The sequence below is a fragment of the Desmonostoc vinosum genome, assembly GCF_059505385.1.
Genome location: NZ_JCACKM010000001.1, coordinates 26,250 through 38,752, shown reverse-complemented (window position 1 = coordinate 38,752; position 12,503 = coordinate 26,250). Strand labels below are relative to the sequence as shown.

Below are 12,503 nucleotides of genomic sequence, written 5' to 3'. Positions count from 1 at the left end.
CTACCACAGCAGTTTCAGGAACAAACTCGTAATATTCTCTTACAATTGATTGTCTTACAATAGACACTAACTTTGAAGTTGCAAAGCAAGCGATGAGTACTATGGATAATTCCCCAATGGATAATAGATCGTCAGCAGATTTAGTATCTGTGACAGAGTTACAGCGCCAGCTTAGTAGGCTCCGATGCTCCGAAAGGAGCCGCCAAGCGCGATCGCAACAAGAAATAGCCAAAGTAGGAATTTTAAAGTGAGCAGAACAGCATTAAAATGAAGGTTTTTAAAAAACTTGCGACCATACAGGAGTTAAAATTTGGGTATTAAGCTCACTTGCGGCAATCCTAGCTATGCTCAGTACAACAGTGACCAATACCGGACAAATTACCCTGCCTGACGAAATTCGGCAGCATCTCAAGCTAGTGAGCGGCAGCCGAATCGAATTTGTGATCGACGAAGACGGTCAAGTCAAACTCTTTCCCCTCAACGTTGCCGTAGAAGACTTATCCGGCATCCTCCATCGCCCTGGCATTCAACGAGCGTCCCTTGAGGATATGGAAACAGCCATCTCTGAGGGTGCGAATGATTGGACTTGATACCAATATGCTCGTTCGATATCTCACCAGAGATGATGAACAGCAATGGCAACAGACTGTTACGGTCATTCAGCAGAATCAGCCTTGCTTTATCACCAATATCGTTCTATGTGAGTTGGTTTGGGTGCTTAGGGGAGCAAACTACGGCTTTCGCAAGGACGAGATCATTAATGTGCTAGAGGCTATGTTGCATAGTGCAGCCTTTGAATTTGAAAACCGATCAACGGTTGACCAGGCTCTACAGCAATACAGGCAGGGTAAAGCTGATTTTTCTGATTACCTGATTGGAGCAGTATCTCGTCAAGCAGGTTGCACAGACACCTGGAGTTTTGATGGTAAGCTGAAGGGTGAAAAGGGGTTTAAATGTCTGGAGTAGTGCCGCCAGCTAACACTGCGTTGGTGCGGACGGAACAGAGGTTATCTGTGAGAGTTCAAGGTTATTTTGCAAAGCTATCTTCCGCACAAAACTTCAAACCACCGAGTGTCATTGCCAGATATAAATCAGGATAAACAAAACAATCCAGATGACATCAACAAAGTGCCAAAAAATAGAAGTGGCATTGACACCAAAATGACCTGTGTCGTAGTTACCAGGAATGAAAGAGCGACCCAAAACAAGTATCTGCAATAAAATACCTGTGAGAACATGCAAACCGTGGAAGCCTGTCAGTAAGTAGAACATCCCACCAAAGACACCTGTGGTAAAGCCAAAAGCAAGATGACTCCACTCGATCGCTTGTCCAACTAAAAAGTAACTTCCCATTGCGATCGTTAACAAAAGAAACTGGCGAAATTTCATCAAATCGTGGCGTGCAAGGGCGCGTTCTGCTAAGTAGATGACAAAGCTACTGGAAACAAGAACTACCGTATTAATTGCCGGATTTATGACTTCCAGCCCGGAAACACCAGCAGGCAACCAGTCGGCAACTGTTGTTTTATAGACAATATATGCAGTAAAAAAACCGAGAAAAATGAAAGTCTCTGAAAGCAAGAACACAATGAAGCCGAACATCTTGCTGCCTTCTTCATCATGGGTATGCTCGTGCGATTCTTCTGAAATCATTGAACTTTGCATTGCTTGAATACTCCTATGTATTTGTCTCACGCAGAGGCGCAAGTTTAAATAAATGCGATCGCATTTATCTCATCTCAAACTCTCCGCGTCCCTCTGCGTTAAAACTAATTCTCGGCTACCAACGGTTCAGATTTCCCATATCCGTAAGGTTCACCCACAACAACTGGAATTTTCTCAAAATTCTCTACAGGAGGTGGTGAAGCAACTAGCCACTCAAGTCCAATTGCTCGCCAAGGATTCTTTGATGCGCGCTGGTCATGTATCCAAGAACCAATCATATTTAGAATAAAAGGCAAAGTAGACACACCTAACAAAAACCCTCCGATACTGGCGATAATATTCCAAAATTCATACTGTGGTGCATAAGAAGAAACTCGACGCAACATTCCTTGCAATCCTAATGGGTGCATTGGGAAGAAGTTGAGGTTAGTACCAATGAACGCCAGCCAGAAGTGCAACTTACCCAAGCCTTCGTAGTACATACGTCCAGTCATCTTAGGGAACCAAAAGTATATAGCAGCAAACATCCCCATCGTGACTGTGCCATATAGAACATAGTGGAAGTGACCCACCACATAGTAGGTATTATTGACGTGGACATCAATAGGAACGGAAGAAAGGGTGATGCCAGTAATACCTGCAAACACAAACAAGATTAATGCACCAAACGCAAATAGCATTGGTGTATCAAACCGTAGTTTGCCACCCCAAATCGTTGCAGTCCAAGCAAACACCTTAATGCCAGTGGGGACAGATACGAACATTGTTGTCAGCATGAAAAACATCCGCATCCAGCCGGAAGTACCACTGACATACAAATGGTGTACCCAGACTATACCGCTCACCCCAGCAATCAAGAGTGATGAAACAGCAACAATCTTATAGCCAAATAGAGGCTTACGAGCAAAAGCCGGGAAGATTTCTGAAAAGACTCCGAAGACTGGCAGAATGATTACGTAAACAGCAGGGTGGGAGTAGAACCAGAAAAAGTGCTGAAATAGAACTGGGTCGCCTCCTTTGGCAGGGTTAAAAAAGCTCGTTCCAACTGTTAAATCGAGTAAAAGCATGACTGCACCTGCTGTTAACACAGGTAGTCCAAATAGTTGGATAATCTGGGCGCTGAATACGTTCCAAACAAAGATGGGCATCCGGAAGAATGTCATCCCAGGTGCGCGCATCTTCACAACCGTGGTGACAAAGTTAATCGCCGCCATAATTGAGGAAACACCTGATACTGCCACTGCCAAAAGCCAGATAACCTCACCATTGATGAAGTTTCCTGTAGGGTTTTGTACGCTGACGGGAGGGTATGACCACCAACCTGCTTGGGCTGGCCCGCCAGGGACAAAGAAACTGACCATCAGTAGAATAGCAGCGACTGGTATCATCCAGAAGGCAACAGCATTGAGTCTGGGAAACGCCATATCTCGCGCCCCAATCATTAAAGGCACGAGATAGTTAGCAAAACCTGTAAGTATGGGGAATGTCCAGCCAAATAACATCACGGTGCCGTGCATGGTGAACATTGCATTGTAGACACTACGGTCGAGGAGGTCTGATTGTGGAGTAATTAATTCTCCACGAATGATCATTGCAAATAGACCACCTACTAAAAAGAGAATGAAGGCGGTAACGATATACTGAATACCGATAACTTTGTGGTCTGTGCTGAAGCTAAAGTATTGCTTCCAGTTTGTTTGAGGTTCGTGGTTAGGTATTTGATTTGTAATGTTAATGTTTTGGGCGGGAATATTTGTCATTTGTTTGCTCTTGCCACGCTTGAAGGATATTTGAAGGTTTGTTCCTCACGCAGAGGCGCAGAGGCGCAGAGAGGAAGGGAGTAAGATAAGTGATTAATTAGTTTGCTGGAGTTGACTATGGGGGCTTTTGCAGGTATTACTGTAGCCCAACCTTTGATTAGTTCTTTTGATTCTTGGGCATATTCGGAAGCTGCTTGATTATTTGCTATGCATGGTCTACGGTTTGCTGCTTCTGCTAGCCATTGTTTGTAATCTTCACGAGACTCGACAATGACATCGGCCTGCATGGTTGCAAAGTAAGTGCCGCTAAATTCGGAATCGGTTAATTGATATTTGCCAATGCGAGTAGGGGTGAATTCAAAGTCAATGTTGCGGTTGGGAATAATGTCTTGCTTGACTCGGAAGGCAGGAATATAAAAGCCGTGGAGAACATCTTCTGAATGCAAAGCTAAACGGATGCGATGATTGATGGGTAAATGTAGTTCGGTGGTACTGATATCTGTTCCTGGATAGCGGAAAACCCAAGCCCATTGTTTAGCATCGACTTCAATATCTTCAACAGGAAGTCCCTTAATATTCCCTGTGTCCTCTTGTCCCCTTTTCCCGGCTTCCTCTTTCCCCGCGTCTCCCTGTCTCCGCGTCCTCGTGTCCTCTTTGACTGGTGCAGCAGATGCAGATTTCATGACTGTTGGAATATGCAGATGCATAGCCTCCATTGGCCCTTGAATCCCCATTTGCTCGTAGATTTGGTAGCTGTAACCAGCAATCCAAAATACTAGTAATACAGGAATTGCAGTCCAGACAATTTCTAGTGTGATATTTCCTTCAATGGGAGGGCCATCGCTTGTATCGTATTTCTCTGCTCGATGGAAAATCGCTGAATAAATCAGTGTTCCTGTAACTCCCAGGAAGATAAATGCTCCCAACGTGATTAAAAAACTAAACAACTTATCGACGAGGTGCGATTCTGCTGCGGCTTGAGGAGGCATCCAAGAATACGTCCACTGTCCTATCTGAAGACTAACAGCAGTTAGGGCGATCGCAACCACACTCAAAATCAAAACATTTCGGATTTTCATGATTACCTCAGTAGTAAGTTGGGGTTTTTGCCCAAGCGCAATAACATGTCAGCAGTATTGTGAACCCCAAACTCAGCAGCTAGGTGCGCTCCTAGCGTACCGTGGATGAACATGATGAATATGATGAACAGTCCAGAATATAAATAAGCCCACTGCACCTGTTTACCGTCATCTCGCTCCCAAATATAGCGCTGCAATCCTCTCCAGATAGCCATCCCAACAATCAGCCCTAAGAGAAAAACACCACCTACACCATGCCAAAGCATTGTTTCCACGGCTTCTAATCCCCAGGCACTTTTTACCCCTGTGAGTGGTTCTGCTAACATGATTTCGTAAAAACCTGCTGCCACTGTAAACAATGTAATCAGTGCCGAAGCTAGCATGTTGTACCAACCAGCCTCAAAGAAGCTAGAACGATTAGCAGGAATTGCTAAAAACTTGAAGATTGGTCTTTGTAGAGGGAACAATGTACCGATGAAATCAAAGGTAATACCAAGGATAAATAAGGCTATAGTCAAATGAACTAGATTTGGGTGAATGGGTATAGGATAGGGCAACCCGTTTGCTCCCAAATGAGTTTTTAATTGCTCAACAACTTCAGGATTCATCGTAGTAAGCCCTCCTTCACGGCTTCAACAACTGGTACAGTGTGCAGTCCATATACCCAAACCAATTCATCTCCAAAATACACTTGTACGCCTACTAATACAGTTAAAAGTAGACTTGCTGCTAAGTAATAAATTGATACCTTTTTTGGATTACGACAATGAATTACATAACGCCAAGCTGTAACAGCTGCAAGAATTCCTGAAAGTGACCAGCCAAGGATAGTGTGTAAATTCAGTACTGGTTGAACGGCATCATAAGGTTGTGCTAAACCTGCTTCAAATTGACCAAAAACAACGGCGATGAAGATGGAAATTGTAGCGAAAAACATATTCCACCAACTCACCTCGAAAAGACGGTAGTTATTAGTAAAGTAGCCAATGACATCACATAAAAAGGCAAACAACACCATCGCAATCACAAAATGGACAATGATCGGATGTATCGTATCAGGATACGGTAGATTATGGTTGTTCAGAAGGCTCTCAAGCATGGTATTCTACTCATGTGTTTAGTGATTAACAATGTTGATTTCTACAACAACTTAGATTGCATTGAAAATCCTTCTAAAAAACAACAGCAATTCTGATTATGGAAATTCTTTCACAGAGTCGCTTAATTTTGATAGGCAAAAGCTCACTGGAATGAATACAGAATTGCAAGTTATTGAAAAAGGTTTTAGTGGTTGGTAAATGCTGACGAATGAGTTAAGTCAAACAAGGTATTAAAGAGAAACACACAGATATTAAATATCACTAATATCACTTGCTGTTTGATGCACTTGAGCAAAATTGAAGATGCTTGGCTGATTTGACTTTACTTCTACGTTGATAAGCTAGGGAGATACAAAAACCAGACTTTTAAGCGAAACTTCGTATAGCTCAAGTTCTACGCGGAAATTGTTGTTTTTAAGTGTGCTTTTGATTCTCCATATATAAAGAATATCATACATCTGGCAATTTTACTTGCGATCGCCAACTAATTTTTAAACAGTATTTATGGTTACAATTCATCAGAAGCTAGAGTATTTTTAGTCAACAATTGCTTTTTTTCTGTTGGTTCTGGGTTAGCAATTTTGACCTGTTCCAAAAACCGAGATATCCAAGGTAAAGCCACAATAATTGCTGTTAAAACTACTAGAAATACAGCTATACCGAAAATTTGGTCGCGGGGAATTTCGAGAACGCCGCGTAAAATTACCTCTCTCAAAGCAGAAACAATAGTAATTTCCACTGCTGCGGTCACGGATGTTCTTTGTTGTTGTAAATGATCGATTAACAAGCGAAACAATTCTACTAAAATCAAAATGAATAAGATATCAGATGTTACTTGTCGTAAATCTAAAGGGTGCAAAAAGGAGAAAAACATATCTCCTAGTCGGATGAGCATCACACAAAATAAACCAAGACACAAAGAAATGATAATAAAATCTTGGAAAAACTCCAGGTTACGTACAATACTATTTCGTTGTAACCAGTTGTTGAAGTTTGAAATTAGCTCTTTTAGCATAATATTTCCTAACAGTCTAGATTCATTTAAGTAGATGAACTCTGACTATAGTGGGCTGTCCAACCCATCCCACAATAACAATTAACCTCTTGTGGGGGAAGCGGGTAATGCCCGACTTGTAGACGCGTAGCGGTGAAGCAGCGACGGGTACGTAGAGGGTTTCCCCCATGAGCGACTGCTGAACCCGGAGAGCTTCCCGCAGGGTAAGAAGTGGCGTTAGGCGTCTCGCCTGCGGTATCTTCACTTTATTTACGTCCTTCCCATAATCAAAATAGTGCTGAGTATCTAGCGTCAATTACTCAGCACTTAGAAATCGGTACTTCCTATGATTGAGCTATGGGGTTCTACTCAGCGCTATTGAACTATTTTGAACCGTTAAGGTTATGTACAGTTTCTACGGTTTTCATCTTGGATGCTGCGGTTGTTAAGTTATTCGCAGCCTTGATGATTTCTTCTAAGGTTTCGTTCACTAGATTCTCATCAAGGGAAGTTTCTGATAAATAAGTCTCGATGAAAATCTCTACTCGATTAACAATTATTTTGCTTTGAGAGCGTAGTCTGTTGAGGTCTTTGGTAGACAAACTATTCATTGTTTGAAGCTCCTTTCTGTTTTAAGTGCGGGTATGATTTATTCACGCAGAGACGCCCCAGACGCAGAGAAGAAGTTTGCAATTTTAGCTACAAATTCAATCTAAAATCCCCAATCCCCATTGCCCCTTATCCCCAGAGGGGGCCCCGAGTTCCCCAGTACCCAATCCCCAGTCCCCTTTACAGCAACTTGAAGCCGAAGTTGTTGAGAGTTTCACGCAAGTACTTGCATCCTTTTAAATAGTCTAAGGTAGCGATTCTCTCGGCTGAGTGTTGCGACCAATCAACAGTAACATTCATCTTTTGTTCGGTGTAGAATTCTTTCATGATGTCGTTGTAGTGAGCGATCGCTTCATCTTGCTCTGCTAATTTATATGTTTCCCGGTGCAGTACGGCTGGTTGAGGTAAACGCGGCTTAATAGCAGGTTGTTGTGCATCAGGATCGGGATAACCGACACACAACCCAAATATGGGAAACACGAAAGGTGGCAAATTTAGTAATGTGGCTACCTCTTGCGTGCTTTTGCGAATTGCACCAATATATACTGTTCCCAAACCGACAGATTCAGCAGCTACAACAGCATTTTGCGCCGCCACTGAAGCATCGACTATTGCTTTCACCAACAGTTCGATGTAATCCAGAGCTATATGAGGTAGTCCGCGACTGTCAGCAATATGAGCCAGACGACCTAAATCTGCTAACCAAACTAAAAATACAGGAGCTTGGTTAATCCATGCTTGGTTATTAGCCAGTTTACATAATTCTGCTTTGCGCTCTGGATCTTCAATGGCTACCACACTCCAGGTTTGCATATTAGCCGAACTAGCAGCAGATTGAGCAGCAGCAACTAGCCATTCCAGGGTTCCTGATGGTAGAGGATTAGATAAATAAGACCGAACTGAACGGTGAGATACGAGTGTTTCTAGAGAGTTGTTCCAGTCAATTTCGTAGTTGAAGGGAATTTCACCATAGCGCGATCGCAATAATTCTGTAGGATTAGTCATAATTTTCTTTGACGGAAGTGACAACAGGAGGATAACGCTCTATCACTTTCAAGTTGATGTATACGGCCAGCAGGACTAACAGAAGCAGAGGCAGGATTTGGATTAGAATGTCCGTAAAATTGTAGAATTCTTTATTCATATCAAGCTTCCATAGAAAAATACTTGACTGCTAGGCAACTAGCTGGGTTTCTCCGAAATCTGAAGTTAAGCGATCGTTCCGAAAAAAAGCAACTCGCAAAGCCAGCCGACACTCAGATATAGGGCAAGTTAGCGGAGTTACCGTATGCCAAGAATTGTCAGAACGCACGATCGCAACAGAGGAATCGTTCAGGGGTAGAATATCTTGGAAGACAGATTCCGGCTGAGAGTCTTTGAGAATTCGCAAACAGCCTCCCCAGTCCATAGACCATTGTTGATTGAAAAATAGCAGATGAGTTAAAACTTTATTTGGCTCATCTGTATGGGGGTGATGCAACTGTCCTAACTTATACCGCCGAAATCCAATATCCATTAAACAGTCTTTTAGCTCCAACCCAGACATTTTAGCCATTGCTGCGCGGTAAGAATCTGTCCATAGTCCTTCTATCAACTGTCGCCAGACATTACTGAGGTATCCCAAGTCACAAGTAAGTCTACCTTGTGCCATCCGCTCTCGCCAGCGGCGATCGCTAGATTTGAGCATCAACGGAATATCCTCGCTACTGGCAAGCATCTTTCCCCAAGAGTATCCATATCCCTCTCCCTCTGACAAGCGAAACTCTTCGTGGGGAAAACTGGCAGCTAGTTCTAAGCTTGCTTCTATTGAGAGCAGGTTCTCGATCAAAGCCCAATTATATGGGACTCTTTGCATTGTTGTGGTACGAATAGACTGAAAATTAAGCATGGTAGAAAAAATACTTTAGTATAGTTAACAAATCCTGACTACCCTGGACATCAATTGGAGCGCCATCAACAATCTATTGACCTCTACAACTAGCTTTATCCCTACTCAAAATAGTTAAACATGTCAAGATCGACCTCTGTAGAATCAAACTGCTTACTCCGCTTTTTGAGTAATTTGGGTTGGAGAGTACGCAATAGAGAACGCAATACATCAGTTTTAGTGCGTTGAGACCGCTTGCAGTACTGCTCCAAAAGTTGCAGTTCTTCTCTTGACGATTGAAAGGTAATCCATCCTTGCTCTTTTCTCGGCATAGTTAATACCAACATAATTGGTAGAATTGTAGCAGTTAGTAGAATGATTGCGATCGCCAACACAGACAAAATTGTTATGCATTCTTAACCAACTTCACTTTATTCTTTCCCTACCTTCATCCTTGGGGAACCAAACTCAGGAGTTCTTCAACCGTGAGACTGCGTTTAACTTGTACTGACTGATGCTTGACAGCATCTAGCACCGATTGAATTTCTGGCTGAGTTAGCGTGATTCCATGTTGTTGCAGCACACTGAGTATCAGATGCCGCCCGGAATGTTTGCCTACAACTAAACGACGTTCCCAACCAACATCTTCCGGCGCAAACGGTTCGTAAGTACCAGGATTTTGCAGCACTCCATGAGCATGAATGCCTGATTCATGTGCAAAGGTATTTTCACCAACGATCGCTTTCCAAGGGGGAACTGGCCAGTTAGCAGCTTTAGCAACTAACCGTGATAGTTCCAGCAGCCGTTTTGTATCAATACCCGTTCGGATACCGTACATATATTTCAGTGCCATGACAATCTCTTCCAACGCCGCATTCCCAGCCCGTTCGCCAATTCCATTGACTGTGGTGTTGACAGATAGCGCTCCTGCTTCAATACCAGCCAATGAGTTCGCCATTGCCAGTCCAAAGTCATTATGTGTGTGCATCTCTATAGGAATAAATAGGTGATGCACAAGGGAACGAACTTTACTGTAAGTAGTTAGAGGGTCGAGAATTCCTACAGTGTCACAGAAGCGAAACCGAAAAGCTCCCCACTCCTGAGCAGCAAATGCTACATCTAATAGAAAGGATGGATCGGCTCTAGAAGAATCTTCGCCGCCAACAGATACAGCTAAACCGCGATCGCAAGCGAAATTAATCGCATCTCGCAAACGATCCAGCATTTTCTGTTGCTTACCGCTAAACTTGGCAGCAATCTGAATTTCCGAGACGGGAACGGAAATATGCACCCGTTGCAAACCACAATCTATAGATGCTTGAATATCAGATAAATTAGCACGGTTCCAGCCAAGTAATTTAGCGTTTAATCCCAAATTGACAATAGTACGAATTGACTCTGCTTCTTCTTGTCCCATTGCCGGAATACCAATTTCTAGTTCTGGAACACCAATAGAATCTAGAAAAGTGGCGATCGCAATTTTTTCTTCAACGTTAAAAGCCACACCTGCCGCCTGTTCGCCATCTCGCAAGGTGGTATCGTTAATTTGAATCGGATGTTTGTTCATAGTGAAGTGGTGATTCATGACCAACTAACCCGTAGTATGATTTTGATTGACTTGTGGAGACGCGATTTATCGCGTCTGTCCCATTAATTACGAATTACGAATTACGAATTATTTAGATATTCGCTACAACTTCCCCAATATGGCTAATGTCAAAGCCGCCGAGAATCTCTAATTGCGATCGCACTAGCCGATGTCCCAAGATACTGAGAAACTGCTGTACTGGTGACTCTTCCAAGTATTCTTTGAGAATTACCAAATCGTATCGCGCTCGATGTAGAGGGATAAATCCCAACCCAAAGGCAGCAGCTATAGATGCTGTACTGATACCTGCATCAGCGATTCCTGAGACTATAGATAAGGCAACATCTTGATGGTTGTGGACGATACAGTCAGATCCTTTAACTTTGTGCAATGGTACTCGTTCTTCTTGAAGTTTCCGTTCTAAGAGCATCCGACTACCAGAACCCATCTCATGGGTAACAATAGTTGCTCCAAATTCTACTAAGTCGGAAACTGTTTTAACTCCCCTTGGGTTTCCTGGTGGGACTAACAATCCTTCTTCCCAAACTCCCAGGGTAATCAAAACCGCACTCTTATCTGTTAAGGCTTCCCGCACAAAGGGAATGTTATGTTCCCCAGTTTGGGGATCATATAAATGCATCCCTGCAATGTGAACTTCACCTCGGCACAGACTACGCAATGCAGCCGTGCTGTGAGCGAAATGATAATGAATTCGTAGTTGCGGATGCCAGCGTTCAGTTGCTCTTGCCAAGAGAGAAAGCACAGGTGTACAACCAGCAATCACAACTGTATTGTGCAGTTTGTCTATATCATCCAGAAGCCGAACCAGAACTTTATTTGTACCGATCTGGTTCTGTGCTTCACCTGCTGGATGATGTTCGTACTTAGCTAAGATTGCGCGATCGCTAAGGCCAATGGCAGTTTGCTGATTCACCGTAACTGCTTCACCCTGCGGGTTAGACAGTTTGCTTATGCCGGGAAACCCTTTCGGTAGTTCTTCTTGGGGAGCCACTACGTTGTTTTGGTTCCCAAAGTTGTCGCAAGTGGCGTGGGAATCTTCAAGATCAGACTGTCTCACCACCACAACTGTTTCACCATCAGCTGGAATCATTTCCATACGAAAAGCATTGTTCCCAACGAGGGGATAAGCTATCCATTGATCCCCAATTCGCGCCAGACTAACTCGTGATTGCCGTTGCTTAGAGGCTGATCCGGCAATAATTGCCTCAACTTCTGGTAAATCTTCCTCGAACCAGAATAAGTCCTCAACTTGGCAACCAAGCGCCTTAGCTAAACGAAGTGACATAGCAACAGAAGGAGCATATTGTCCCGATTCCACACCACCAATACTCTGACGAGTTACGCCAGCAATATTAGCTAATTCCTGCTGACTCATGCCTAAGCGAGTTCTAATTGATTTCAGGTTGTTGCAAAGATTCACATCCAGTTTCATGAGGCTGTATCTCTCCGTTAGAAAAAGCCGCAGCGAACAAACGTAATCTGTTGGGACAATAGCAAGGTTTTCTGGTGCTTGCCACTTTTGCTGTCAGACATGTTAATGTTTTGACAATTTTGCTTATCTGCTGCAAGCATATCATACATTTTGCAAATATACTTGCATCTTTAGATACTATTTCGCCCAATGAATGCAACTTTCAGTTCAAGTATGGTAAGTCCCCATCTAGAGACCTCTTGCAAAAGTCCTTCTTTGCGTTCTCTTCTCTGCGCCTCTGTCTTGAAAAGTTGAGCCACTGCGTTGGACGGGTTCCCCGGCAGCCGCGCAAGTGGCGTTCCTACGGAGGGAAACCCTCCTTCTCCTGACGGAGACGCTACGCGAACAG

Annotated in this window: 13 protein-coding genes and 1 pseudogene; 2 read left to right on the top strand and 12 right to left on the bottom strand. The window is 43.4% G+C overall.

Annotated elements, in window-relative coordinates:
* Window positions 1-344: 344 nt before the first annotated feature.
* Both AC5JMF_RS00190 and AC5JMF_RS00185 read left to right on the top strand, forming a co-directional pair.
* Entirely contained in the window at window positions 345-590 is a 246-nt protein-coding gene (locus tag AC5JMF_RS00190; protein WP_495793700.1) for an AbrB/MazE/SpoVT family DNA-binding domain-containing protein, read from the top strand.
* Window positions 577-966, top strand: coding sequence for a type II toxin-antitoxin system VapC family toxin (locus AC5JMF_RS00185; RefSeq protein WP_495793699.1), 390 nt, complete (start codon window positions 577-579; stop codon window positions 964-966). Before AC5JMF_RS00190 ends, AC5JMF_RS00185 begins: the two co-directional genes overlap by 14 nt.
* Window positions 967-1,074: 108 nt before the next feature.
* Here the strand turns inward: AC5JMF_RS00185 and AC5JMF_RS00180 are convergent, their stop codons facing one another.
* The 12 genes and pseudogenes from AC5JMF_RS00180 to AC5JMF_RS00125 all read right to left on the bottom strand — a co-directional run bounded on the left by AC5JMF_RS00180 (window position 1,075) and on the right by AC5JMF_RS00125 (window position 12,115).
* The gene (locus tag AC5JMF_RS00180; protein ID WP_495793698.1) at window positions 1,075-1,665 is read right to left on the bottom strand and encodes a cytochrome c oxidase subunit 3; all 591 of its coding nucleotides are present in this window, start codon (window positions 1,663-1,665) and stop codon (window positions 1,075-1,077) included.
* Window positions 1,666-1,769: 104 nt separating this feature from the next.
* Window positions 1,770-3,425 carry a cytochrome c oxidase subunit I gene (gene ctaD, locus AC5JMF_RS00175; RefSeq protein ID WP_495793697.1) on the bottom strand — a complete coding sequence of 552 codons (1,656 nt, stop codon included), beginning with the start codon at window positions 3,423-3,425 and terminating at the stop codon, window positions 1,770-1,772.
* Entirely contained in the window at window positions 3,422-4,504 is a 1,083-nt protein-coding gene (locus AC5JMF_RS00170) for a cytochrome c oxidase subunit II (RefSeq protein WP_495793696.1), read from the bottom strand. The genes ctaD and AC5JMF_RS00170 overlap by 4 nt, the downstream gene beginning before the upstream one ends.
* A gap of 2 nt (window positions 4,505-4,506) precedes the next feature.
* Window positions 4,507-5,112: a DUF2231 domain-containing protein gene (locus tag AC5JMF_RS00165; protein ID WP_495793695.1), complete on the bottom strand. Its 606-nt coding sequence runs from the start codon at window positions 5,110-5,112 to the stop codon at window positions 4,507-4,509.
* Window positions 5,109-5,603, bottom strand: a complete 495-nt coding sequence (locus tag AC5JMF_RS00160; RefSeq protein ID WP_495793694.1) for a DUF2231 domain-containing protein — start codon at window positions 5,601-5,603, stop codon at window positions 5,109-5,111. Before AC5JMF_RS00160 ends, AC5JMF_RS00165 begins: the two co-directional genes overlap by 4 nt.
* Window positions 5,604-6,112: 509 nt before the next feature.
* Entirely contained in the window at window positions 6,113-6,619 is a 507-nt protein-coding gene (locus AC5JMF_RS00155) for a phosphate-starvation-inducible PsiE family protein (RefSeq protein ID WP_495793693.1), read from the bottom strand.
* Between the two features lie 362 nt (window positions 6,620-6,981).
* Window positions 6,982-7,209, bottom strand: coding sequence for a hypothetical protein (locus AC5JMF_RS00150; protein WP_495793692.1), 228 nt, complete (start codon window positions 7,207-7,209; stop codon window positions 6,982-6,984).
* A gap of 178 nt (window positions 7,210-7,387) precedes the next feature.
* Window positions 7,388-8,212, bottom strand: a complete 825-nt coding sequence (locus tag AC5JMF_RS00145; RefSeq protein WP_495793691.1) for an NADPH-dependent oxidoreductase — start codon at window positions 8,210-8,212, stop codon at window positions 7,388-7,390.
* A 169-nt stretch (window positions 8,213-8,381) separates the two neighbouring features.
* Window positions 8,382-9,095, bottom strand: coding sequence for a 2OG-Fe(II) oxygenase (locus AC5JMF_RS00140; RefSeq protein ID WP_495793690.1), 714 nt, complete (start codon window positions 9,093-9,095; stop codon window positions 8,382-8,384).
* Window positions 9,096-9,277: 182 nt separating this feature from the next.
* Window positions 9,278-9,406: pseudogene (locus AC5JMF_RS00135) on the bottom strand (CopG family transcriptional regulator); the annotation flags it as partial.
* A 116-nt stretch (window positions 9,407-9,522) separates the two neighbouring features.
* On the bottom strand, window positions 9,523-10,641 hold the full coding sequence (nifV, locus tag AC5JMF_RS00130; RefSeq protein ID WP_495793733.1) for a homocitrate synthase: 1,119 nt from the start codon (window positions 10,639-10,641) through the stop codon (window positions 9,523-9,525).
* Window positions 10,642-10,753: 112 nt separating this feature from the next.
* Window positions 10,754-12,115, bottom strand: coding sequence for an XRE family transcriptional regulator (locus tag AC5JMF_RS00125; protein WP_495793689.1), 1,362 nt, complete (start codon window positions 12,113-12,115; stop codon window positions 10,754-10,756).
* Window positions 12,116-12,503: the final 388 nt, after the last annotated feature.

Bases quoted from the DNA above. Each gene is read 5' to 3' on its own strand.
- AC5JMF_RS00190 (WP_495793700.1), top strand. From the start codon at position 345: ATGCTCAGTACAACAGTGACCAATACCGGACAAATTACCCTGCCTGAC.
- AC5JMF_RS00185 (WP_495793699.1), top strand. From the start codon at position 577: ATGATTGGACTTGATACCAATATGCTCGTTCGATATCTCACCAGAGAT.
- AC5JMF_RS00180 (WP_495793698.1), bottom strand. From the start codon at position 1,665: ATGCAAAGTTCAATGATTTCAGAAGAATCGCACGAGCATACCCATGAT.
- ctaD (WP_495793697.1), bottom strand. From the start codon at position 3,425: ATGACAAATATTCCCGCCCAAAACATTAACATTACAAATCAAATACCT.
- AC5JMF_RS00170 (WP_495793696.1), bottom strand. From the start codon at position 4,504: ATGAAAATCCGAAATGTTTTGATTTTGAGTGTGGTTGCGATCGCCCTA.
- AC5JMF_RS00165 (WP_495793695.1), bottom strand. From the start codon at position 5,112: ATGAATCCTGAAGTTGTTGAGCAATTAAAAACTCATTTGGGAGCAAAC.
- AC5JMF_RS00160 (WP_495793694.1), bottom strand. From the start codon at position 5,603: ATGCTTGAGAGCCTTCTGAACAACCATAATCTACCGTATCCTGATACG.
- AC5JMF_RS00155 (WP_495793693.1), bottom strand. From the start codon at position 6,619: ATGCTAAAAGAGCTAATTTCAAACTTCAACAACTGGTTACAACGAAAT.
- AC5JMF_RS00150 (WP_495793692.1), bottom strand. From the start codon at position 7,209: ATGAATAGTTTGTCTACCAAAGACCTCAACAGACTACGCTCTCAAAGC.
- AC5JMF_RS00145 (WP_495793691.1), bottom strand. From the start codon at position 8,212: ATGACTAATCCTACAGAATTATTGCGATCGCGCTATGGTGAAATTCCC.
- AC5JMF_RS00140 (WP_495793690.1), bottom strand. From the start codon at position 9,095: ATGCTTAATTTTCAGTCTATTCGTACCACAACAATGCAAAGAGTCCCA.
- nifV (WP_495793733.1), bottom strand. From the start codon at position 10,641: ATGAACAAACATCCGATTCAAATTAACGATACCACCTTGCGAGATGGC.
- AC5JMF_RS00125 (WP_495793689.1), bottom strand. From the start codon at position 12,115: ATGAAACTGGATGTGAATCTTTGCAACAACCTGAAATCAATTAGAACT.